General features: G+C 61.2%; 16 protein-coding genes. 14 read left to right on the top strand and 2 right to left on the bottom strand.

Annotated features, from left to right (window positions below):
* The first annotated feature begins 53 nt into the window (after positions 1 to 53).
* The 12 genes from arcD to TK42_RS17075 all read left to right on the top strand — a co-directional run bounded on the left by arcD (position 54) and on the right by TK42_RS17075 (position 14,472).
* Positions 54 to 1,481: an arginine-ornithine antiporter gene (gene arcD / locus TK42_RS17130; RefSeq protein WP_032879725.1), complete on the top strand. Its 1,428-nt coding sequence runs from the start codon at positions 54 to 56 to the stop codon at positions 1,479 to 1,481.
* A gap of 25 nt (positions 1,482 to 1,506) precedes the next feature.
* On the top strand, positions 1,507 to 2,763 hold the full coding sequence (gene arcA, locus TK42_RS17125; protein WP_103734733.1) for an arginine deiminase: 1,257 nt from the start codon (positions 1,507 to 1,509) through the stop codon (positions 2,761 to 2,763).
* 12 nt (positions 2,764 to 2,775) lie between these two features.
* Positions 2,776 to 3,786 carry an ornithine carbamoyltransferase gene (locus tag TK42_RS17120; RefSeq protein ID WP_005790837.1) on the top strand — a complete coding sequence of 337 codons (1,011 nt, stop codon included), beginning with the start codon at positions 2,776 to 2,778 and terminating at the stop codon, positions 3,784 to 3,786.
* A 151-nt stretch (positions 3,787 to 3,937) separates the two neighbouring features.
* Entirely contained in the window at positions 3,938 to 4,867 is a 930-nt protein-coding gene (gene arcC / locus TK42_RS17115) for a carbamate kinase (protein ID WP_103734732.1), read from the top strand.
* An 18-nt stretch (positions 4,868 to 4,885) separates the two neighbouring features.
* Positions 4,886 to 5,248: a DUF5064 family protein gene (locus TK42_RS17110; protein WP_103734731.1), complete on the top strand. Its 363-nt coding sequence runs from the start codon at positions 4,886 to 4,888 to the stop codon at positions 5,246 to 5,248.
* Between the two features lie 185 nt (positions 5,249 to 5,433).
* Positions 5,434 to 6,942, top strand: coding sequence for a sigma-54-dependent transcriptional regulator (locus TK42_RS17105; protein WP_005790844.1), 1,509 nt, complete (start codon positions 5,434 to 5,436; stop codon positions 6,940 to 6,942).
* 409 nt (positions 6,943 to 7,351) lie between these two features.
* Positions 7,352 to 7,735, top strand: coding sequence for a glycine cleavage system protein GcvH (gene gcvH, locus TK42_RS17100; RefSeq protein WP_032879722.1), 384 nt, complete (start codon positions 7,352 to 7,354; stop codon positions 7,733 to 7,735).
* Positions 7,736 to 7,745: 10 nt separating this feature from the next.
* Positions 7,746 to 10,583 carry an aminomethyl-transferring glycine dehydrogenase gene (gcvP, locus tag TK42_RS17095; RefSeq protein WP_103734730.1) on the top strand — a complete coding sequence of 946 codons (2,838 nt, stop codon included), beginning with the start codon at positions 7,746 to 7,748 and terminating at the stop codon, positions 10,581 to 10,583.
* 159 nt (positions 10,584 to 10,742) lie between these two features.
* Positions 10,743 to 12,119, top strand: a complete 1,377-nt coding sequence (locus tag TK42_RS17090; protein ID WP_103734729.1) for an L-serine ammonia-lyase — start codon at positions 10,743 to 10,745, stop codon at positions 12,117 to 12,119.
* Positions 12,120 to 12,158: 39 nt separating this feature from the next.
* Positions 12,159 to 13,283 carry a glycine cleavage system aminomethyltransferase GcvT gene (gene gcvT, locus TK42_RS17085; RefSeq protein ID WP_005790848.1) on the top strand — a complete coding sequence of 375 codons (1,125 nt, stop codon included), beginning with the start codon at positions 12,159 to 12,161 and terminating at the stop codon, positions 13,281 to 13,283.
* Between the two features lie 393 nt (positions 13,284 to 13,676).
* Entirely contained in the window at positions 13,677 to 13,889 is a 213-nt protein-coding gene (locus TK42_RS17080; RefSeq protein WP_007253000.1) for a cold-shock protein, read from the top strand.
* A 94-nt stretch (positions 13,890 to 13,983) separates the two neighbouring features.
* Positions 13,984 to 14,472, top strand: a complete 489-nt coding sequence (locus TK42_RS17075) for an RDD family protein (protein WP_005790850.1) — start codon at positions 13,984 to 13,986, stop codon at positions 14,470 to 14,472.
* 123 nt (positions 14,473 to 14,595) lie between these two features.
* Here the strand turns inward: TK42_RS17075 and nadA are convergent, their stop codons facing one another.
* Positions 14,596 to 15,654: a quinolinate synthase NadA gene (gene nadA, locus TK42_RS17070; protein WP_032879720.1), complete on the bottom strand. Its 1,059-nt coding sequence runs from the start codon at positions 15,652 to 15,654 to the stop codon at positions 14,596 to 14,598.
* Between the two features lie 471 nt (positions 15,655 to 16,125).
* Between nadA and TK42_RS17065 the strand changes: the two genes are divergently transcribed.
* Positions 16,126 to 17,841: a ShlB/FhaC/HecB family hemolysin secretion/activation protein gene (locus tag TK42_RS17065; protein ID WP_103734728.1), complete on the top strand. Its 1,716-nt coding sequence runs from the start codon at positions 16,126 to 16,128 to the stop codon at positions 17,839 to 17,841.
* Between the two features lie 106 nt (positions 17,842 to 17,947).
* Positions 17,948 to 22,903, top strand: a complete 4,956-nt coding sequence (locus TK42_RS17060) for a hemagglutinin repeat-containing protein (RefSeq protein ID WP_103734727.1) — start codon at positions 17,948 to 17,950, stop codon at positions 22,901 to 22,903.
* A 143-nt stretch (positions 22,904 to 23,046) separates the two neighbouring features.
* Here TK42_RS17060 and TK42_RS17050 read toward each other — a convergent pair whose 3' ends face one another.
* The gene (locus tag TK42_RS17050; RefSeq protein ID WP_103734725.1) at positions 23,047 to 23,508 is read right to left on the bottom strand and encodes an SRPBCC family protein; all 462 of its coding nucleotides are present in this window, start codon (positions 23,506 to 23,508) and stop codon (positions 23,047 to 23,049) included.
* Positions 23,509 to 23,541 lie beyond the last annotated feature (33 nt).

The following is a 23,541-nucleotide window of genomic DNA, read 5'->3' as shown; positions in this document are numbered from 1 at the left end:
TTAGCGCACGGAATTATTCTGTGATCTCTCTTCTCCTGCATTGGAGTCACGCAATGTCTGATTCTCCCGGAAAACTTAGGCTTGGTGCGCTGGTTGCACTTGTCGTGGGCTCAATGATTGGCGGCGGGATCTTTTCACTCCCGCAAAACATGGCCGCCAGTGCCGACGTAGGCGCCGTGTTGATTGGTTGGGTGATCACCGCCATCGGCATGTTGACCCTCGCATTCGTGTTCCAGACCCTTGCCAACCGCAAGCCCGATCTCGACGGCGGGGTGTACGCCTACGCCAAGGCCGGTTTTGGCGATTACATGGGGTTCTCATCGGCCTGGGGTTACTGGATCAGTGCCTGGCTGGGCAACGTCGGGTACTTCGTACTCTTGTTCAGCACCCTGGGTTACTTCTTCCCGATCTTTGGCGAAGGCAACACGCCAGCGGCGGTGATAGGTGCCTCGGTACTGCTGTGGGCGGTGCACTTTCTGGTGCTGCGCGGCATCAAGGAAGCAGCGTTCATCAACCTGGTGACCACCGTTGCCAAGGTGGTGCCGCTGCTGCTGTTCGTGCTCATCGCCCTATTCGCGTTCAAGCTGGACATCTTCACCGCAGACATCTGGGGCGTAAAAAACCCTGACCTGGGCAGCGTGATGAACCAGGTGCGCAACATGATGCTGGTCACTGTGTGGGTGTTCATCGGCATCGAAGGCGCGAGCATCTTTTCCTCCCGTGCCGAGAAACGCAGCGACGTGGGCAAGGCCACCGTGATCGGTTTTATCACCGTGCTGCTGTTCCTGATGCTGGTGAACGTGCTGTCTTTGGGGATCATGACCCAACCGGAACTGGCCAAGTTGCAGAACCCGTCGATGGCTGCCGTGCTTGAGCACGTGGTGGGCCACTGGGGTGCGGTGCTGATCAGCGTCGGCTTGATCATCTCGCTGCTGGGCGCGTTGCTGTCGTGGGTGCTTCTGTGTGCGGAGATCATGTTTGCCGCCGCCAAGGACCACACCATGCCGGAGTTCTTGCGCAAGGAAAACGCCAACCATGTGCCGGTCAATGCCCTGTGGCTGACCAACGCGATGGTTCAGATATTCCTGGTGATCACCCTGTTTTCCGCGAGCACCTACCTGTCGCTGATCTACCTCGCCACCTCGATGATCCTGGTGCCTTACCTGTGGTCGGCGGCCTACGCCCTGCTGCTGGCGGTGCGCGGCGAAACCTACGAAAACGCGCTCAAGGAGCGCAAGAAAGACCTGTTCATCGGCGCCGTCGCCCTGATCTACGCGATCTGGTTGCTCTATGCCGGCGGCACCAAGTACCTGCTGCTCTCCGCCCTGCTCTACGCCCCCGGCGCGATCCTGTTCGCCAAGGCCAAGCGTGAACTGGGCAAACCGATTTTCACCAACGTCGAGAAGCTGATTTTTGCCGCAGTGGTCATTGGCGCCCTGGTGGCGGCCTATGGGCTCTACGACGGCTTCCTGACTCTGTAATTGTATGTTCACTGGAGGATCTGTAATGACCACGGAAAAAGTTAAGTACGGCGTACATTCCGAAGCCGGCAAACTGCGCAAAGTCATGGTGTGCTCCCCAGGTTTGGCCCACCAGCGGCTGACCCCCAACAACTGCGACGAGCTGCTGTTCGATGACGTGCTGTGGGTGGCCCAGGCCAAACGCGACCACTTCGACTTCGTGACCAAGATGCGCGAGCGGGATATTGATGTGCTGGAAATGCACAACCTGCTCACCGATATCGTCGCCATCCCCGAAGCGCTGGACTGGATCCTGCAACGCAAGATCACCGCCAACACCGTGGGCCTGGGCCTGATCGACGAAGTCGGCTCGTGGCTGCGTAGCCTGGAGCCGCGCAAGATCAGCGAGTATTTGATCGGTGGCGTATCGGCCGATGACCTGCCGAGCAGCTTTGGTGGCAAGACCATCGAAATGTTCCGCGACTTCCTCGGCCACGCCAGCTTCATCCTGCCGCCGCTGCCCAACACCCAGTTCACCCGCGACACCACCTGCTGGATCTATGGCGGCGTAACGCTCAACCCGATGTACTGGCCGGCGCGACGCCAGGAAACCCTGCTGACCTCCGCCATCTACAAGTTCCACCCGGAATTCACCAACGCGGACTTCCAGATCTGGTACGGCGACCCCGACCAGGAGCACGGCGCTGCCACACTGGAAGGCGGCGACGTGATGCCGATTGGCAATGGCGTGGTGTTGATCGGCATGGGCGAGCGCTCGTCCCACCAAGCCATCGGCCAACTGGCGCGCAACCTGTTCAAGAACAAAGCGGTGGAGCGCGTCATCGTGGCCGGCCTGCCCAAATCCCGCGCAGCGATGCACCTGGACACCGTGTTCAGCTTCTGCGACCGCGACCTGGTCACCGTCTTCCCGGAAGTGGTCAACCAGATCGTGCCGTTCACCCTGCGCCCTGACGAAAGCAAGCCTCACGGTATCGACATTCAACGGGAGAAAACCAACTTCCTCGAAACCGTCGCCGCGGCCCTCAACCTCAAGGCGCTACGTGTCGTCGAGACCGGCGGCAACAGCTTCGCCGCTGAACGCGAGCAGTGGGATGACGGCAACAACGTAGTGGCCGTGGAACCCGGCGTGGTGATCGGTTACGACCGCAACACCTACACCAACACCTTGCTGCGCAAGGCCGGTGTGGAAGTCATCACCATCAGCGCCGGTGAGCTCGGCCGTGGCCGTGGCGGCGGCCACTGCATGACCTGCCCGATCATCCGCGACCCTATCGACTATTAAGGAGATTCCATCATGGCTTTCAATATGCGCAACCGCAGCCTGCTGTCGCTGATGCACCACACTACTCGCGAACTGAACTACCTGCTGGACCTGTCCCGCGACCTCAAACGCGCCAAATACACCGGCACCGAGCGTCCGCACCTGCAAGGCAAGAACATCGCGTTGATCTTCGAAAAAACCTCGACCCGCACCCGCTGCGCCTTCGAAGTCGCGGCCCATGACCAGGGCGCCCACGTCACCTACATCGACCCGGTGTCGTCGCAGATCGGCCACAAAGAAAGCATGAAAGACACCGCCCGCGTCCTGGGCCGGATGTTCGATGCCATCGAGTACCGTGGCTTTGAACAGGAAATCGTCGAAGAGCTGGCCAAGTTCGCCGGTGTGCCGGTGTTCAACGGCCTTACCGCTGAATTCCATCCGACCCAAATGATCGCCGACACCCTGACCATGCGCGAACACAGCGACAAGCCGCTGCATGACATCAGCTACGCCTACCTGGGGGACGCCCGCTACAACATGGGCAACTCGCTGCTGATGATCGGCGCCAAGCTCGGCATGGACGTGCGCATCGGCGCGCCGAAAGCGCTGTGGCCGCACGAGGATTTCATCAAGCAATGCCAGGCATTTGCCGAGGAAAGCGGCGCGCGCATCACCATCACCGAAGACCCGAAAGAAGCAGTGAAGGGCGTGGACTTCATCCACACCGATATCTGGGTGTCCATGGGCGAGCCGGTGGAAGCGTGGGACGAGCGTATCGAGCAACTGCTGCCGTACCAGGTCAACGCGAAGATGATGAAAGCCTCGGGCAACCCCCGGGTGAAATTCATGCACTGCTTGCCGGCGTTCCATAACAGCGAAACCAAGGTCGGCAAGGACATCGCGGCGCGCTATCCGCACCTGGCCAATGGTGTGGAAGTGACCGAGGAAGTCTTCGAGTCGCCGGCCAATATCGCGTTTGAGCAGGCGGAAAACCGCATGCATACCATCAAGGCGATCCTGGTGTCGGCGTTGGCGGATATCTAACTCTCACTGTCGGAACAGGGTTCAAAAATGTGGAAGGGGGCTTGCTCCCGATAGCGGTGGCTCAGCTATAGATAGATTGACTGTCCTGCCGCCATCGGGAGCAAGCCCCCTCCCACATTGGGCTCTGCTCACACCCTAAAAGGATTGCATTATGCGCATCGTCGTAGCCCTGGGCGGCAACGCCCTCCTGCGCCGTGGTGAACCCATGACCGCAGACAACCAACGCGCCAATATCCGCATCGCTACCGAACAGATCGCCAAGATCCACGCCGGCAACGAACTGGTGATCGCCCACGGCAATGGCCCGCAAGTCGGCCTGCTGTCGTTGCAGGCGGCGGCCTACACCAGCGTCTCACCCTACCCGCTGGACGTACTGGGCGCTGAAACCGAAGGCATGATCGGCTACATCATCGAACAGGAACTGGGCAACCTGCTGGACTTTGAAGTGCCGTTCGCCACCCTGCTTACCCAGGTGGAAGTGGACGCCAAGGACCCCGCCTTCCAGAACCCCACCAAGCCTATCGGCCCGGTGTATGCCAAAGCCGAAGCGGAACAACTCGCCGCCGAAAAAGGCTGGGCCATCGCCCCCGATGGCGACAAATACCGCCGTGTGGTTGCCAGCCCGCGTCCCAAACGCATCTTTGAAATCCGCCCGATCAAGTGGCTGCTGGAGAAAAAAGCCATCGTGATCTGCGCCGGCGGCGGCGGCATCCCGACGATGTATGGCGAAGACGGCAAGCTGCGCGGCATTGAAGCGGTGATCGACAAAGACCTGTGCTCCTCCTTGCTGGCCGCGCAACTGGACGCCGACCTGCTGGTAATCGCCACCGACGTCAATGCCGCTTTTATCGACTTCGGCAAGCCAACCCAGAAGGCCATCGGCCAGGCCCACCCGGACGACATGGAAAAACTCGGCTTCGCCGCGGGCTCCATGGGCCCCAAGGTACAGGCAGCCTGCGAGTTCGCCCGCCAGACTAGCAAAACCGCGGTGATCGGTTCACTCTCGGACATCGAAGCCATCGTCCAGGGCAGCGCCGGCACCCGCATCAGCACGGCCACACCTGGCATCACCTATCTGTGAAGTAGAGGAGAAACGCCTATGGCTATCTTTGAACCCGGTCACTTGCACGTCGAACGTCACGCGCTCAACAAGGACGACTACAGCTACAACCTGTGCATCGACTATGAAGTCAGCCAGGACCCCAAGGAAGGCAAAGGCATGTTATTCAAACTGCACGGTTCGGTGCAGGGCAAGGACCTCAAGGAGGAGTTCTTCCTGCCCAAGGACCAGGCATTCGACTTTGCGCGGCTTGCGATGAACATTGCGCAGAAATACGGCATGCCGAAAGTCGCGGTGTTGAACGGCTCGATGCACAAGCAGTACGACTTGATGTTTGAGGACGTGCGGCATCAGTTGGATGTGAAGCCAGGCGACCCGGTCAAACCCGAACACCTGGAGTAAGTTCAAAATGTGGGAGGGGGCTTGCTCCCGATAGCAGTGTGTCAGCCACAGGTTGATTGGCTGATCCACCTATATCGGGAGCAAGCCCCCTCCCACATTTTGATCTCCATCATTTGTCAGATTTCACCTGCGCCCCGCGCCAAGGCATACTTGCCGCCTCTGCTCTCCAGAATTGCTAGCACCCCATGCGTATCCACGTCAGCTTCATCGACCGCGTCGGCATCACCCAGGAAGTCCTGGCCTTGCTCGGTGGGCGCAATCTCAACCTGGATGCGGTGGAGATGGTGCCGCCCAACGTCTATATCGACGCACCCACCCTCAGCGCCGAGGTGCTTGAAGAACTGCGCGATGCGTTGTTCAGCGTGCACGGCGTGCAAGCGGTGAAGGTGGTCGACATCCTTCCGGGCCAACGCCGCCACCTGCAACTGGACGCCCTGCTGGCAGCCATGACCGACCCGGTGCTGGCCCTGGACAGCGCGGGCAAGATTTTGCTGGCCAACCCGGCATTAATCGCGCTGTACGGGCGCGAACCGGCCGGCGAAAGCATCGCCGAGCTGTTCAACGACCCTGCGCTGCTGGAGACCTTGCTGGAGCATGGCTTTCGCTTGCCGTTGCGCGAGATCAGCGTCAATGGCCAGACCCTGCTGCTGGACGCCACGCCGATCACCGACGCCGGAGCCCTGCTCACCCTCTACCAGCCCAACCGCATCGGCGAACAGCTATCGGCGCTGCACCACGACCATGCCGAAGGTTTTGATGCGCTGCTGGGCGAATCCCCGGCGATCCGCACCCTCAAGGCACGGGCACAACGGGTGGCGGCGCTGGATGCACCACTGCTGATCCAGGGCGAAACCGGCACCGGCAAGGAGCTGGTGGCCCGAGCCTGCCACGCGATCAGCACGCGCCACAGTGCACCATTTTTGGCGTTGAACTGCGCGGCGCTGCCGGAAAACCTCGCCGAAAGCGAGTTGTTCGGTTACGCCCCGGGCGCCTTTACCGGCGCCCAGCGCGGTGGCAAGCCAGGGCTGATGGAACTGGCGAACCAGGGCACGGTGTTTCTCGATGAGATCGGCGAGATGTCACCGTACCTGCAAGCCAAGTTGCTGCGTTTTCTCAATGACGGCAGCTTTCGTCGGGTGGGCGGTGACCGTGAGGTGAAGGTCAATGTGCGCATCCTCAGCGCCACCCACCGCGACCTGGAAAAAATGGTCAGTGAGGGCACCTTTCGCGAAGACCTGTTCTACCGCCTCAACGTGCTTAACGTTGAAGTGCCGCCACTGCGCGAACGCGGCCAGGACATCCTGCTGCTGGCCCGCTATTTCATGCAGCAAGCCTGCGCGCAGATCCAGCGCCCGGTCTGCCGCCTGGCCCCCGGCACCTATCCAGCGCTGCTGGGCAACCGCTGGCCGGGCAATGTGCGCCAACTGCAAAACGTGATCTTCCGCGCCGCCGCCATCTGCGAGGGCAGCCTGGTAGACATCGGCGACCTGGACATCGCCGGTACGTCGGTGGCGCGCCAGAGCGATGGCGAAGTCGACAGCCTGGAACAGGCGGTGGAAGACTTCGAGCGCGATCTGCTGGAAAAGCTCTACGCCAGCTACCCCTCGACGCGCCAACTGGCCAGCCGGTTGCAGACTTCCCACACGGCGATTGCCCATCGCTTGCGCAAATACGGCATCCCCAACAAACCCTGACTCAAGTTGGAATACAAACAAATGTGGGAGGGGGCTTGCTCCCGATTGCGGTGTGTCAGCCATAAATCTTTGACTGATACACCGCAATCGGGAGCAAGCCCCCTCCCACATTTGGAGAGCATTCCAAAATTTGGTCCAGGAACGACATTCAGTGTACTGAAAGCGCTACAGCGTAACGATATCGCTACAACCCTGTTTTTTACGCGCCATGCAAGGCTTTGATCCACATAGGCTTTTTTCAAGCACTCGACTGTAGCGAAATCGCTACAGCCAAATGCACTAACGTCATAACCGATTTTATTAACCTGTTGATTTATAACGAATTAATAACCTTGGCCGCAATATTGCTAAGCAACTCCCCATTATTCCAATCCCGTCCACCAGACGATTCTGGCCCTGAGGAGTTTCCATGAGCGAGTTGCGTTTCACTGAAGATCACGAATGGCTGCGCGCCGAAGCCGATGGCAGCGTCACCGTGGGTATCACCGCTTTTGCGCAGAACGCGCTGGGTGATGTGGTTTTCGTGCAACTGCCGGAGTTGCAGGCTTACGACAAGGGCGCCGAAGCCTCCACCGTGGAATCGGTCAAAGCCGCCAGCGGCGTCTACATGCCGCTGGACGGTGAAGTGCTGGAAGTTAACGACAAACTCGATGGCAGCCCGGAACTGGTCAACGAAGACCCGATGGGCGAAGGCTGGTTCTTCCGCTTTAAACCAGCCGACGCCGAGGCAGTGGCTAAGCTGTTGGATCAGGATGCGTACGACCGTCTGATCAAAGCCAACGCTGAAGCTTGAGGAGCGCGCCATGACCGTTAATCTGACCACCTCCAACGAATTCATCGCCCGCCACATCGGCCCTCGCCAGGAAGATGAGCAGCAAATGCTCGCCAGCCTGGGCTTTGATTCCCTCGAAGCCCTCAGCGCCAGCGTGATCCCGGAAAGCATCAAGGGCACCAGCGTGCTCGGCCTGGAAGACGGCTTGAGCGAAGCCGAGGCCCTGGCCAAGATCAAGGCCATTGCCGGGCAGAACCAACTGTTCAAAACCTACATCGGCCAGGGCTACTACAACTGCCATACACCGTCGCCGATCCTGCGCAACCTGCTGGAAAACCCGGCCTGGTACACCGCTTACACGCCCTATCAACCCGAGATATCCCAGGGCCGCCTGGAAGCGCTGCTCAATTTCCAGACCCTGATCAGCGACCTTACCGGCCTGCCGATCGCCAACGCCTCCCTGCTCGACGAAGCCACCGCCGCCGCCGAAGCCATGACCTTCTGCAAGCGCCTGAGCAAGAACAAAGGCAGCAACGCCTTCTTCGCCTCGGTGCACAGCCACCCGCAAACCCTCGACGTATTGCGCACCCGTGCCGAACCCTTGGGCATCGAGGTGGTGGTCGGCGATGAGCGCGAGTTGACCGATGTCAGCGCGTTCTTTGGCGCCCTGCTGCAATACCCGGCCAGCAACGGCGATGTATTCGACTACCGCGAACTGACCGAGCGCTTCCACGCCGCCAACGCACTGGTAGCCGTGGCCGCCGACCTGCTGGCCCTGACCCTGCTGACCCCGCCGGGTGAATTCGGCGCCGACGTCGCCATTGGCAGCGCACAACGCTTCGGCGTGCCGCTGGGCTTCGGTGGCCCGCACGCGGCGTACTTCTCCACCAAGGATGCATTCAAGCGCGATATGCCAGGCCGTCTGGTCGGCGTGTCGGTAGACCGCTTCGGCAAGCCGGCCCTGCGCTTGGCCATGCAGACCCGCGAGCAACATATCCGTCGCGAGAAAGCCACCAGCAATATCTGCACCGCGCAGGTGCTGCTGGCCAACATCGCCAGCATGTACGCCGTGTACCACGGTCCCAAGGGACTGACCCAGATCGCCCAGCGCATTCATCAACTGACCGCGATCCTGGCCAAGGGCTTGACGGCCCTGGGCTTGAAAGTCGAGCAGCAACACTTCTTCGACACCCTGACGATCAACACCGGTAGCAACACCGCCGCCCTGCATGACAAGGCCCGCGCCCAGCGCATCAACCTGCGCGTCGTGGACGCCGAGCGTGTTGGCCTGTCGGTCGACGAAACCACCACCCAGGCTGATATCCAGGCCTTGTGGGCCATCTTCGCCGACGGCAAAACCCTGCCGGCCTTTGCTGCAACCCAAAGCACCCTGCCGAGCGCCCTGCTGCGCCAGTCGCCGATCCTCAGCCACCCGGTGTTCAACCGTTATCACTCGGAAACCGAGCTGATGCGCTACCTGCGCAAGCTGGCCGACAAGGACCTGGCCCTGGACCGCACCATGATCCCGCTGGGCTCGTGCACCATGAAGCTCAACGCGGCCAGCGAAATGATCCCGGTGACCTGGGCCGAGTTCGGTGCCCTGCACCCTTTCGCCCCCGCCGCACAAAGCGCCGGCTACCTGCAACTGACCACCGAACTGGAAGCCATGCTCTGCGCGGCCACCGGCTACGATGCGATCTCCTTGCAGCCCAACGCTGGTTCCCAGGGTGAATACGCAGGCCTCCTGGCCATCCGCGCCTATCACCAGAGCCGTGGCGAAGAACGTCGCGACATCTGCCTGATCCCGTCGTCGGCCCACGGCACCAACCCCGCCACCGCCAACATGGCCGGTATGCGCGTAGTGGTGACCGCTTGCGATGCGCGCGGCAACGTGGACATCGAAGACCTGCGCGCCAAGGCCATCGAACACCGCGAGCATCTTGCCGCGCTGATGATCACCTACCCGTCCACTCACGGTGTGTTCGAGGAAGGCATCCGCGAAATCTGCGGGATCATCCACGACAACGGCGGCCAGGTGTACATCGACGGCGCCAACATGAACGCGATGGTCGGCCTCTGCGCACCGGGCAAGTTCGGCGGCGACGTGTCCCACCTGAACCTGCACAAGACCTTCTGCATCCCCCATGGCGGTGGCGGCCCGGGTGTTGGCCCGATTGGCGTCAAGTCGCACCTCACGCCGTTCCTGCCCGGCCACGCGGCCATGGAACGCAAGGAAGGCGCGGTATGCGCCGCACCGTTCGGCAGCGCGAGCATTTTGCCGATCACCTGGATGTACATCAGCATGATGGGCGGCGCCGGCCTCAAGCGCGCGTCGCAGTTGGCGATCCTGAATGCCAACTACATTTCCCGTCGCCTCGAAGAGCATTACCCCGTGCTCTATACCGGGAGCAACGGCCTGGTGGCCCACGAATGCATCCTCGACCTGCGTCCGTTGAAAGACAGCAGCGGCATCAGTGTGGACGACGTGGCCAAGCGCCTGATCGATTTTGGTTTCCATGCGCCGACCATGTCGTTCCCGGTGGCCGGCACCTTGATGATCGAGCCGACCGAAAGTGAATCCAAGGAAGAACTGGACCGCTTCTGCGATGCCATGATCGCCATCCGCGAAGAGATCCGTGCAGTGGAAAACGGCACGTTGGACAAGGACGACAACCCTCTGAAAAACGCACCACACACCGCGGCTGAATTGGTGAGCGAGTGGACGCATCCATACACCCGCGAACAAGCGGTGTACCCGGTGCCGTCATTGATCGAAGGCAAATACTGGCCACCGGTTGGCCGGGTCGACAACGTGTTTGGCGATCGCAACCTGGTGTGTGCGTGCCCGTCGATCGAGAGCTATGCATAACTGAAGAGGTACTCAGTCTAAATGTGGGAGGGGGCTTGCTCCCGATAGCGGAGGGTCAGTTATTAGATCTGGTGACTGACGCACCGCCATCGGGAGCAAGCCCCCTCCCACACTTGACCGAGTACGGCCTCAAGAATAATAAGAAACCGGAGAACAACCATGTCCCTTAGCGTGTTCGACCTGTTCAAGATTGGCATCGGCCCCTCCAGCTCCCACACCGTCGGCCCGATGCGTGCGGCGGCTCGATTCGTCGAGGGCCTCAAGCGTGACAACCTGCTGAGCGCCACCACCGGCATCAAAGTGGAACTCTATGGCTCGCTCGGCGCCACCGGCAAAGGCCACGGCAGCGACAAGGCCGTACTGCTGGGCCTGGAAGGCGAACACCCGGACACCGTCAATACCGAAACCGTAGCTGCACGCCTGTCTCAGATGCGCAGTGACGGGCGCCTCAACCTGCTCGGTGAACACAGCATTGCGTTCAACGAGAAAGAACACCTGGCGATGATTCGCAAACCCCTCGCCTATCATCCCAACGGCATGATCTTCCGCGCCTTTGACGCCGCCGGCATCCAGATTCGCAGCCGCGAGTACTACTCGGTCGGTGGTGGGTTTGTGGTGGATGAAGACGCTGCCGGCGCCGACCGGATCGTCGAAGATGCCACGCCCTTGACCTTCCCGTTCAAGCACGCCAAGAACCTGCTCGGCCATTGCACCACCTATGGGCTGTCCATCAGCCAGGTGATGCTGACCAATGAAAGCGCCTGGCGCCCGGAAGCGGAAACCCGCAGCGGCCTGTTGAAAATCTGGCAGGTCATGCAGGACTGCGTCGACGCTGGCTGTCGCAACGAAGGCATCTTGCCCGGAGGCTTGAAGGTCAAGCGCCGGGCGGCGGCGCTGCACAGGCAGTTGTGCAAGAACCCCGAGTCCGCCCTGCGCGACCCGCTGTCGGTGTTGGACTGGGTCAACCTCTACGCCCTGGCGGTCAACGAAGAAAACGCCAATGGCGGGCGCGTGGTCACCGCGCCCACCAACGGTGCAGCGGGGATCGTGCCGGCGGTGCTGCATTACTACATGCGCTTTATCCCGGGCGCTAACGAAGACGGCGTGGTGCGCTTCCTGCTCACCGCCGCCGCCATCGGCATCCTGTACAAGGAAAACGCCTCGATCTCGGGCGCCGAAGTCGGCTGCCAGGGTGAAGTGGGCGTGGCCTGTTCCATGGCCGCGGGCGCCCTGTGCGAAGTGCTGGGCGGCAGCGTGTCCCAAGTGGAAAACGCCGCCGAGATCGGCATGGAACACAACCTCGGCCTGACCTGCGATCCAATTGGCGGGCTGGTGCAGGTGCCGTGCATCGAGCGCAATGCCATGGGCTCGGTAAAGGCGATCAATGCGGTGCGCATGGCCCTGCGGGGCGACGGGCAGCATTTTGTATCCCTCGACAAGGTCATCCGCACCATGCGCCAGACCGGCGCCGATATGAAAAGCAAATACAAGGAAACCGCCCGTGGCGGTTTGGCGGTCAACATTATCGAGTGCTGACGCCCACAAGCGCGTCGGCACGTTTTTCAGGAGCTGAATATGTCCACCGAAACCCTGTTGAAAACCCCTCTGCACGCCCTGCACCTCGAACTGGGCGCACGCATGGTGCCCTTCGCCGGCTACGACATGCCGGTGCAGTACCCGCTGGGTGTGATGAAGGAACACCAGCACACCCGTGATCAGGCCGGGTTGTTCGACGTGTCGCACATGGGCCAGATCCGACTGACCGGTGCCAATGCCGCCAAGGCCCTGGAAACCCTGGTGCCGGTCGACATCATCGACCTGCCGGTGGGCATGCAGCGCTACGCCATGTTCACCAACGAGCAAGGCGGCATCCTCGACGACTTGATGGTGGCCAACCTGGGCAACGACGAACTGTTCCTGGTGGTCAATGCCGCCTGCAAGGACCAGGACCTGGCACACCTGCGTCAACACATCGGCGACCAATGCACCATCGAACCGCTGTTCGAAGAACGCGCCCTGCTGGCCCTGCAAGGCCCGGCTGCGGTGAAGGTGCTGGCGCGGTTGGCACCTGAAGTCACCCGGATGACCTTTATGCAATTTGCCACCCTGCGTTTGCTGGGCGTGGACTGCTATGTCAGTCGCTCCGGCTATACCGGTGAAGACGGCTTCGAAATCTCCGTGCCGGCTGAAAATGCCGAAAGCCTCGCACGCAGCCTGCTGGCCGAAGCCGAAGTACAGGCTATCGGCCTGGGCGCCCGCGATTCGCTGCGCCTGGAAGCCGGCCTGTGCCTGTACGGCCACGACATGAACACCGACACCACCCCGATCGAAGCCAGCCTGTTGTGGGCGATCTCCAAGGCCCGGCGTGCGGATGGCCCGCGTGCCGGCGCTTTCCCCGGCGCCGACCGGATCTTCACTCAGCAACAAGCTGGCGTCAGCCGCAAGCGCGTGGGCTTGCTGCCTCAGGAGCGCACCCCGGTGCGTGAAGGTGCAGAGATTGTCGACGAACACGGCACCGTGATCGGCACCGTGTGCAGCGGCGGTTTTGGCCCGAGCCTGGGGGGCCCGCTGGCCATGGGTTACCTGGACACGGCCTTCACTGCACTGGATACCGAAGTGTCTGCGTTGGTGCGTGGGAAAAAGGTGCCACTACGTGTAAGTAAAATGCCATTTGTGCCGCAACGTTACTATCGCGGCTGACGGATTGTTTCTATAAGTAACGCGGTTGCGTTAACGTGCACTAAACTGTAACGCAACCGCCATAAAACAGTGCATTTACGATAGTCATTTTTATAGGAATAGCCCTATAACAAGTGAACTACTCTATCGAATAAGCCAGCCGTTCAGCATTCAACAAAGTGTCATGCACCCCAGTAAAACCGGGGCCTTGCGCAGGGCTTGTTTTTTTCATATTAGTTGGCGTAGAGTTTGCTCACTGTGTTTGCATGGGTCGCTTGGAACCTGGACCTGGGCAGTAGCTGAAGTAGTTGCTACAACCCGTTCGACGTCTCTTAACTTTCCTGCAACCCAGCCCAGTACTCTTTCGTGTGAAAGGGGCTGTCATTAATTTTTAGCGTCAAAGGAAAGAAGAAAATGGCTGAGCGTCAGAGCGGTACCGTCAAGTGGTTCAACGACGAAAAAGGCTTTGGTTTTATCACTCCTGAGAGCGGCCCGGATCTGTTCGTGCATTTCCGCGCTATTCAGGGCAATGGCTTCAAGAGCCTGAAGGAAGGCCAGAAGGTCACCTTCGTTTCAGTTCAGGGCCAGAAAGGCCTGCAAGCTGACGAAGTTCAAGCAGAAGGCTGATCCTTGCTGCGACAAAAAGCCCCTGATATGACATCAGGGGCTTTTTTATGGGCGCCATTGCGTAAACTGCGTGCTTTCTCCAGAGAGCCCTGCCATGTCCAAACCCCTGTTGAGCCCCCAGGGCGAATTCCCCGCCGTTGGCCTGGGCCGCCGCCTGGCAGCGATGTTCTATGACTTCCTGTTGTGCACCGCCCTGCTGATCGTCACGGCGTTCATCTACAAGCTGGTGTGGATCGCCTTCATCGGCGAAGCGAAGATGCGCACACTCACCGAGTCCGGCGCGCTGGACGGTGACCCGTTGTTGTCGACGATCCTGTTGTTTGTGCTGTTTGGTTTCTTCGCCAAGTTCTGGACCCATTCGGGGCAAACCCTGGGCATGCAGGTGTGGGGCGTACGCGTGCAAAACGCCGACGGCTCGCGGATCAGCCTGTGGCAGGCGTTACTGCGTTTTGTGGTGTCGATTGCGTCGTGGTTGTGCGTGGGGTTGGGGTTTATCTGGTCGTTGTTCGATAAACACAAACGCAGTTGGCATGACATCTATTCGGATACGCAGCTGGTGCGGATCCCGAAGCAAAAGAAGTAACTCAAGCACATCGCCGATCAACTGTGGGAGCTGGCTTGCCTGCGATAGCGGTCTTGCAGCCAAACACCTGTGACTGTTACTCCGCTATCGCAGGCAAGCCAGCTCCCACATTTTGATTTGTGTTCAGGCGTTGCCGGCCAGCTTCAACCGCGCAGCCTGGGTGAAGTCCAACATCCGCTTGAGCGGCCGCACCGCCTGCGGAATCACCGACGGCTCGACGAAAATCTCGTTACTGCCCTCACGCAAACACTGCAATGTACGCTCCAGCGTATTCATCGCCATCCACGGGCAGTGCGCGCAGCTGCGGCACGCGGCGCCGTTGCCGGCGGTGGGTGCTTCGATGAAGACCTTGTCCGGACACAGCTGCTGCATCTTGTAGAAGATGCCGCGATCAGTCGCCACGATAAAGGTCTTGTTCGGCAAGCGTTGCGCCGCAGCGATCAGTTGGCTGGTGGAACCCACCGCGTCCGCCAATTCGATCACCGAAGTCGGTGACTCCGGATGCACCAGGATCGCCGCATCCGGGTACAGCGCCTTCATGTCTTCCAGCTGCTTGGACTTGAACTCTTCGTGCACGATGCAGGCACCGTCCCACAGCAGCATGTCGGCGCCGGTCTGGCGCTGGATGTAGGTGCCCAGGTGTTTGTCAGGGCCCCAGATAATGGTCTCGCCGTTGTCCATCAGGCTCTCGACGATTTCCAGTGCGCAGCTGGAGGTCACCACCCAATCGGCACGGGCTTTGACCGCGGCCGAGGTATTGGCGTACACCACCACGGTGCGCTCGGGATGCTGATCACAAAATGCGGAAAACTCATCCACCGGGCACCCCAGGTCCAGGGAGCACGTCGCTTCCAGGGTAGGCATCAGGATGCGTTTTTCCGGGGTGAGGATCTTGGCGGTCTCCCCCATGAATCGCACACCGGCCACCAGCACGGTCTTGGCTGGGTGGGCAGCGCCGAAGCGGGCCATTTCCAGGGAGTCGGAAACACAGCCGCCGGTTTCTTCGGCCAGGGCCTGAATCACCGGGTCGCAATAAAAGTGGGCGACCAGCACCGCGTCCTGAGCCTTGAGCTCGGCGGCGATGGCAGTACGCAAGCTTGCCTCTTCAGCAACGCTGAGAACCTTGGGCTGTTTGGCGTCGAGGTGGGCTTGAACCAGTAGGCGTTCGGAAATGTGCGTCATGTTCGCAAGACCTGCAGGCGCAGTAGCGCGAAAGTCGAGTGTACCACCGGCTCGGGAGCCCTTCGGGCGCCGCCGGACGAAGTGTTTTTGTTCATCAAGCACGGGTAAAGATGAAGCTGCGCAAGGCTACAGAATATCCAATGGATTCAAAAGCCTAATCTGGCAACGAGGCAAGCTGCCGTCCCTTGATCGGGCCCAGCCGATTAGGCGAAGTCTTGACAACAATCCAAACCATCCCTCTGCCACTTACGCGCCTTTAAGCGCAGGAATGACGGGCCTGCACACCTCAGTCCGCACCAAAAATGTGCATAAAAGCACTTAATTACGCGACCTTTCTTACGTATTGTGTGATAAATCCTACAGCGATGTAACAAACCGTCTACCACTCACTCAAGTGTGGCAAGTCCCGCTGAGTTCACTATTTGGCTCGGGCGGATGCATCGCGTGTATTTCTACGTTTAAGGAAGTCGAGTGCCACATCAGCTCTCAACCGCACACCTGTGTTGTACCCGGAAACTGGGCATCGCCCTGCTCTGCCTGTGGGCGCTGCCGGTGGCTGCCGCCGATGGCCCACAGCCCGGCCAGGAAGCCCTGCGCTTGCAGCAGCAACAGCAGCGCGATTTGCAGCAATTACAATTGGAGCAACGCCAGCGCCAAATGCAGCGCGGCAGTTTCGGCACGCAACCGGCCACGCCGGCCATGCCAAAAGAGACTGCCAAGGATGAAGGTTGCTGGCCCCTGAGCGGTACGCGTCTGGCCGGAGTTACGCTGTTCACCCGCAGCGAGCTGGACAAACACATCGAACCCTACGTGACCCCGTGCATGGGCGTCACGCAGATCAACCGTCTGCTGGCGCAGATCACCCAGCTGTACGTCGAGGCCGGTTACATCGCCAGCCGGCCGTACCTGATCAGTGCGCCGGCCGCCGGGCAGCCGTTGGATATTCATGTCGAAGAAGGCTACCTGGAGGCCATCGAGTTGGCCGATCAGAGCCTGCCGGTGGCGCTGGGCGGGGCATTCCCCGGGATGCTCGGCAAACCACTGAATCTGCGCGACCTGGAGCAGGGCCTGGACCAGCTCAACCGCCTGCGCTCGGTGGACCTGACCGCCGACATCGCCCCCGGCAGCATACCCGGCGCCTCACGCATCATCCTGCGCTCGCGCAGCAGTGCCTCGCGCTGGGCGCTCGGGCTTGGGGTGGATAACCTCGGCAGCGCCGGCACCGGCCGTGATCGCAACGCCATCAGCGTGAGCCTGGACAGCCCGTTGCAAATCAACGACTCGCTCAACCTGAGCTTCAGTGACACGCTCAACCATGGGCCACGCTACAGCCGCAGCCACAGCCTGTTCTATTCCATCCCTTACGGTTACTGGACCTACAGCCTGTTCGCCAGCCATGCCGAATACCGCTCACCGTTCAAGCTCAGCCGCACGACGCTTTACAACAGTGGCCGCACCGATCAGCTCAGCCTGCGCAGCGACCGCGTGCTGTGGCGCGACCAGAGCCACCAACTGAGCGCCAACCTGCAACTGGCCTACAAGGACGTCGACAGTTACCTGCAAAAGGTCCATCTGGACATTCAGAGCCCGACGCTCACGGTGGCAGAAGCGGGCCTCAACCTGTTCTGGCTCAATAGTGCGGTATGGAACCTGGACGTCAATTACGCCCAGGGCCTGACGTGGTTCGACGCCGATCGGGATGCCGACCAGGTGCAAAAAAAACACCCCAAGGCACAGTTCCACAAGTACCGCGCCAACCTCACCCAATGGCGCAACGGCCAATGGTCGGCGCAGCCATGGCAGTGGCAAAGCCAGCTGTCGGTGCAGTACAGCGAGGATGCATTGCCTGCCATCGAACAACTGCTGATCACCGATGACTCGGCCGTGCGTGGCTACCGCGAAAACAGCAGCTCCGGCGCCATGGGTGCGGTATGGCGCAACACCTTGCGCCTGCCGCTCAACACGGGCTTGCCGGTGAAGCTCACCCCGCGCCTGGGCCTGGACAATGCGTGGGTCAAGCACGAACACGGCGCCCAGAGCCAACGCCTGAGCGGTGCCAGTGCTGGGCTCAACCTGAGCTGGAAGAACGTGCAACTGGACATCGATTACCAACGCAACCTCAACACCCCCACAGGCTTTCGCCAGGAGCCGGAGGTCTGGCTGACACGCCTGAGCGTGCAAATATGAACCACCGCTGTTTTTAGCCTGAGACAACCGCCGTACCTGACCACCACAGCAGCGTTGCAACGAACAACGCACGTCGCGGATCAGCCAACACAGAGCGAAATTATTTATGCCGACTACTTCACACAGCTTTCACCTTTCACCCCAGGGCAAACTGCGCTGGGCCATTGCCAGCCTGTTTCTGCTGCCACAGTTGGTACTGGCTGGCGGCGTGACCGTCGTCACAGGCCCCGGCGGCACGCCGCAACTGCAAGACCAGGGCGGTGTGCCCATCGTCAACATTGTCGCGCCGAATGCCGGCGGCCTGTCCCACAACCAGTTTCTGGACTACAACGTCGACCGCCAGGGCCTGGTGTTGAACAACGCCTTGCAGGCCGGCCAATCCCAACTGGCCGGGCAACTGGCCGCCAACCCGCAGTTCCAGGGCCAGGCGGCGAGCGTGATCCTCAACGAAGTGATCAGCCGCAATGCCTCGGCCCTCAACGGCGCCCAGGAGATTTTCGGCCAGGCCGCCGATTATGTGCTGGCCAACCCCAACGGCATTTCGGTCAATGGCGGCAGCTTCATCAACACCCCGAACGCCAACCTGGTGGTGGGCCGCCCGGAACTCAACGACGGCAAGCTGCAAGCCTTGAGCACCCGCGATGCCAACGGCCAACTGACGATCCAGGGCCAGGGCCTGCACAACCGCGAGGGCTCCATCAAGCTGATCGCGCCACGCATCGACAGCGAGGGTCGCCTCAGTGCCCGTGATCAATTGAACCTCACGGTCGGTCGCAACCAGGTGGATTTCGCCAGCGGCGAGGTACGCCAGGTCGACCCGGCCGGCAAGGCCCAGGAGCAACGCATCGACGCACGCCTGTTCGGCGCGATGCAGGCCGGGCGCATCAATATCATCAGCACCGCCGAAGGGGCCGGGGTACGTGTGGGTGGTGTGCAGGTGCAAGGCACTGACGGTGTAAAGATCAGCTCGGCCGGTGACCTCGATGTCAGCGGCCAAGTTCACGCCAACAGCCTCGACGCCACCCGCGCCGGGGTGCAGAGCCGCCAGGGCGACGTCGACTTGCACAGCGCCAAGGACTTGAACCTGGCCGCCACTGACGTAGGCGGGCGCAACGTCAAGCTGGATGCCGGGCGCAACCTGACCCTCAGCAGCCTGGAAAGCCGCAAGCTTCAGGAAAAGCGTGAACAGTGGGACAACAGCAACTTGCTGTTCACCTACGAAACCTACGACCGCACCACCACCGACAAGGATTCCCGCCAGCACGGCAACACGCTCGTCGCCCAACAGGACGCGGCATTGTCTTCCGGCGCCAAGGCCGACATCAAAGCCAGCCACGTCGAAGCGGGCCACGCCTTGCGCGTCAACAGCGGCGCCGACCTGCAGGTGACCGCCGCGACCGAAACCCATGAGACCCGCGACCAGGGCAACCATCGCAAGCACCTGTGGAAAGCCAACTGGGACAAATCCAGCAGCGAACAGCGCAGCATCACCAGCAGCCTCAAGGCCGGCCACACGCTGGAGCTGACCAGTAAACAGAAACTGCAATTGCAGGGCGCCGAGCTGAAAACCCCAGGGGACATCCAATTGGCAGGCCGCCAAGTGGATATCACCAGCGCCAGCCGCACCCAAAGCAGCAGTGACAACACCTACGCAGGCGACCTCACCGGCGGCAGCTTCTTCGGCAAGAACGGCGACGGCAACCAGGGCAAGACCTTGAACACCGCCAGCAAGGTGAATGCCGACGGCAAGCTGATCGTCCAGGCAGACGACGTGCGCATCAGCGGCAGCCAGGCCCGAGGCGGCAAGCAGGCCAGTGTGATCAGCGACAAAGGCTCGCTGGTGATCGACGGCGTACAAGACACCTCCCACGACAACCGCTACAGCAACGACAGTAAGTTCTTCGGCATCTCCAAGGATGAAAGCCGCAAGAACCTCAAGGACAGCACCGTGGTTGCCAGTAACCTGCGCTCGGACAGCAACCTCAAGCTGCAAAGCGCCAAGGACATCACGGTGAGTGGCTCCCAGGTGTCTGCCGCGGGTGAGCTGCAAGCGAATGCCAAGGGCGATATCAAGGTCGTTGCGGCGCAGAACACCGCCCACGACACCACCAGTACCCATACCCGCGGCTTCGATGGCTACGCCAAGGAAACTGAAGGTGTCAGCCGCCAGTACCGTGCGGGCCTGAGCTATGAAGACCAGCAGCAAACCCGCCAGACCGACACCACCGGGCAGCAGGCTTCAAGCATCAACGGCGCCAGTGTGGCGGTTAACGCCGGTGGTGACGTCAGCATCAGCGGCTCCAACCTCCAGGCAACCGAAGGCGATGCAAGCCTGAGCGGCAAAAACGTCGAGCTGTTGGCCGCCCATGACCAGCGCACCGAAGCCGTCGACAAGACCACCACCGGCGGCAGTTTCTACTACACCGGCGGCATTGATCGGGCAGGCAATGGTGCTCAGTTCAGCCACCAGAGCAGCCACGACACCGCTGAAAAAACCACCGCGCAAACCAGCACCGTGGCCGCGACCGGCAAGCTGACCATCAATGCTGGCAACACCTTCACCAGCGAGGGTGCCCAGGCCAAGGCCGGCACCGAGCTGCGAGTCAACGCGGGCCAGATCGACAACCTGGCCGCCCATTCCACCGAGACCAGTACCCACAAGCAAAACGGCTGGACCGCCGATGTCGGCGCCAATGTGGAATACAAAGGCATTACCCGCCCGATCGAAAAAGCTGTTGAAGGCGTGGCCCAGGCCAAGTTCCATCAGCCGGGTTTGCTGGATGCATTCGAACAACCCAATGTCGGGCTGGACGTGGAAGTCGGGCATACCCACAGCACCCGCACACAACAGGACAGCACCGCCGTGGTCAGCCAATTCAGTGGCGCCACGGTGCAGGTCGATAGCATCGGCAAGTTGCAGGATGAGGGCACGCAATACCGCGCCACCAAGGGCGGGCTGACCATCAATGCCGGCGAGCATATCGCCAAGGCGGCAGCCAATACCCACAGCAGCAGCGAGCAAGGCGTGGACGCCAAGGTCGGCGTGCGGGTCTACACCACCACCGGCGAGGACGTGAATGTACGCGGCAGCGGCAGTGGCGGCAGCCGTGATGTACGCCAAGCCAGCAGCACGGCAGTGGTCGGCAGCTACGCGGGCACCCAGGGCGTGAGCCTCCAGACCAAGGGCGATGCAAGTTATGAAGGCAGCCAGTTCAACGGCGGCCAGGCAGGCGTCAACCTCAAGACCGGCGGTGAGTTGGCGCTCAACCAGGCTAACGACACCCAGAGCAACACCAGCAGCACGTTGCGCGGTAACGCGTCATTGACCGTGGGCACAGCGCCCGGCGCCAATGGCACCAACATCAACCTCGGTGCCGGTGTGCAATTGGATAACCAGCGCCTCGACACCCAGGACAGCCAGGCACGCGTCGCGACGCTCCAGGGCAACGGGCCGATCCAACTCGGCAGCGGCGGCGACATGACCCTGCAAGGCACGCAGATCGGCTCCGGCACCGCCAAGACCGGCGATATCAGCCTCAATGCCGGCGGCAAGCTGGACCTGCAAGCCGCCACCCACCGCCACGTCAGCAACGGCAGTAACCTGGGCGGCGGCCTGACCCTTGGCGCCGGCAAAACCAGCAGCGCCGAAAGCAGCAGCAAGACCGGCAACCTCAGCGCCAATTTCAACATCGGCAAGGTGGCCGAAGATGACCAGGCCGTAGTCGTCGGGCAACTGCACAGCAACGGCAAGGTCAGCCTCGCCAGCGGTGCCGATGCAGCCGATGCCATTCACTTGCAGGGTACTCAGGTAAGCGCGGCCAGCGTCAACCTCGACGCACAAAACGGCGGCGTCCTGCAGGAGTCGGCACAGTCGACCCAGGCTCATGACAGCTGGGGCGTGACCCTGGGCGCGGGCGCCAGCGTGGGCAAGACCACCTTGGCCGACGCCGGTGAACACGAAACACCCAAGACCCAACGCGGCATCAATGCGCGGGCCAAGGTCGATGTGGATCACGTGCAAGGCACCACCCAGCACGACAGCCTGATCAAGGCCGATACCGTGGTCATCAACAGTGCCGGCGATACCCGTCTGGCGGGCGCACGCATCGACGCCGAGCAGGTGAGCGGCAAGGTGGGCGGCGACCTCGTTGTCGAAAGCCGCAAGGACCAGGTCAACAGCACCCAGGTTCATGTCGATGCCAAACTGGATGTCGAGAAAAACCAGCCTGGCGTGGTCGATAAACTCGCCAAGGCCAGCGGCCCGCTCAAGGACACCGTAAAAGCCAAGGCCGAAGGCGCGTTCGACAAGCATCGCGACAAATTGGAGAACGTGGTCGACAAGGGCACCGGGCACCTGGCTGCGGCCAAGGACAAAGTGCTCGACAGCGTGGTCAACGCCAAGGAACGCCTGGAAGAAAAACTCACCCGCAGCGCCAGTTACGACGTGAACCCCGAGCCCCGCGGCGCCTTCGGCACCCGCGTGGACAAGGCCAAGGCTTACCTGGCAGACAAGACGGATGCGCTGGGCACGCGCCTGTCGGGCTTCAAGGACAAGGTCTGGCCAAAAACCAGCGACAGCTACGTTGTCAGCGGCAAGAACACCACCGGCAGCAAGGTGGCCGATACGGCTGAAAGCGTGTTGTTCGGTGACAAGAGTGGCAACACCAACTACACCCCGACCCTGAACCTGGACGTCAGCCATGTGATCAAGGACAGCGTCGCTCAGGCGTCAGGCATTCGCGGCAGCCAGGGCGTCAGTCTGCAGGTCGGTGGTGATACGCGCCTCACGGGTGCGCGGATCAGTGCCGAGCATGGCAAGGTCGAGCTGGGCGGTTCCAGGGTCACCGCAACCACACTGGCAGGCAGCGACTACCGCGCCGATGTCGGGCTGAATGTCTCCAAATCACCGGTCAACCTCGCACTCGGGGCCAAGGACGAACTGACCCAGAAACAGGACGACGCCACGCGCAAGGATCAAGCCTTGAACCTGGGCCTTCTGCGCGCCGGTGGCCATCGAGAGAGCCAGGCCTTGCAGGCGGGGATTGATCAGGCCGTCAACTAACGCTTAAAACAGCAGAATGCTTCTGTGGCGAGGGAGCTTGCTCCCGCTGGACTGCGCAGCAGTCCTATTCTCAGGGCCGCTTCGCGCCCCAACGGGAGCAAGCTTCCTCGCCACGGAATCAGCCACTGCCTGCTCGTTCTATGTCAGTTGAACAGCGCCTGCAGGTTCTTCATCGCATCATCGGCAAAGCCTTGCAGGAACGCTTCGAACGCCGGCATATCCTCCTTGCCGCCAGTGTAGGGCTGGCCAATGATGGTCCAGGTCACCAGGCTCTGGTTCGGGCCTTGCGGCGCCACTTCCATCAGCGCCCACAGGTTGCCGATATTCAGTGAGGTGTAAATCAGTGACCAGGTCATCGTCATGGCTTGGTCTTCACGGGTGTTGAGTTGCTCAATCACCACGTTGCCGTCCTTGAACAGTTTCTTGCGGACCGAACGCACACCCTCGCCCGTCATTTCGATATGGGACAACGCCGGAATGAATTTCGCGAAACCCGCAAAATCTCCGACGATACTCCACACGCTGCGCGCATCGCCATTCACGGTGACGCGGGCGACTACAGGGTTGCCGAGCGGGTTACGGACCAGGGTATCGGGTTGTTGCATGAGAGAGCTCCTCTTTTCCGGGGGGCAGATAGT

It is taken from the genome of Pseudomonas sp. GZJR-8, assembly GCF_002916705.1.
Lineage (GTDB): Bacteria > Pseudomonadota > Gammaproteobacteria > Pseudomonadales > Pseudomonadaceae > Aquipseudomonas > Aquipseudomonas synxantha_A.
This window is presented reverse-complemented; position numbering and strand designations above follow the sequence as displayed.

Coding starts and splice junctions, on each gene's coding strand:
- arcD (WP_032879725.1), top strand. CDS start 54: ATGTCTGATTCTCCCGGAAAACTTAGGCTTGGTGCGCTGGTTGCACTT.
- arcA (WP_103734733.1), top strand. CDS start 1,507: ATGACCACGGAAAAAGTTAAGTACGGCGTACATTCCGAAGCCGGCAAA.
- TK42_RS17120 (WP_005790837.1), top strand. CDS start 2,776: ATGGCTTTCAATATGCGCAACCGCAGCCTGCTGTCGCTGATGCACCAC.
- arcC (WP_103734732.1), top strand. CDS start 3,938: ATGCGCATCGTCGTAGCCCTGGGCGGCAACGCCCTCCTGCGCCGTGGT.
- TK42_RS17110 (WP_103734731.1), top strand. CDS start 4,886: ATGGCTATCTTTGAACCCGGTCACTTGCACGTCGAACGTCACGCGCTC.
- TK42_RS17105 (WP_005790844.1), top strand. CDS start 5,434: ATGCGTATCCACGTCAGCTTCATCGACCGCGTCGGCATCACCCAGGAA.
- gcvH (WP_032879722.1), top strand. CDS start 7,352: ATGAGCGAGTTGCGTTTCACTGAAGATCACGAATGGCTGCGCGCCGAA.
- gcvP (WP_103734730.1), top strand. CDS start 7,746: ATGACCGTTAATCTGACCACCTCCAACGAATTCATCGCCCGCCACATC.
- TK42_RS17090 (WP_103734729.1), top strand. CDS start 10,743: ATGTCCCTTAGCGTGTTCGACCTGTTCAAGATTGGCATCGGCCCCTCC.
- gcvT (WP_005790848.1), top strand. CDS start 12,159: ATGTCCACCGAAACCCTGTTGAAAACCCCTCTGCACGCCCTGCACCTC.
- TK42_RS17080 (WP_007253000.1), top strand. CDS start 13,677: ATGGCTGAGCGTCAGAGCGGTACCGTCAAGTGGTTCAACGACGAAAAA.
- TK42_RS17075 (WP_005790850.1), top strand. CDS start 13,984: ATGTCCAAACCCCTGTTGAGCCCCCAGGGCGAATTCCCCGCCGTTGGC.
- nadA (WP_032879720.1), bottom strand. CDS start 15,654: ATGACGCACATTTCCGAACGCCTACTGGTTCAAGCCCACCTCGACGCC.
- TK42_RS17060 (WP_103734727.1), top strand. CDS start 17,948: ATGCCGACTACTTCACACAGCTTTCACCTTTCACCCCAGGGCAAACTG.
- TK42_RS17050 (WP_103734725.1), bottom strand. CDS start 23,508: ATGCAACAACCCGATACCCTGGTCCGTAACCCGCTCGGCAACCCTGTA.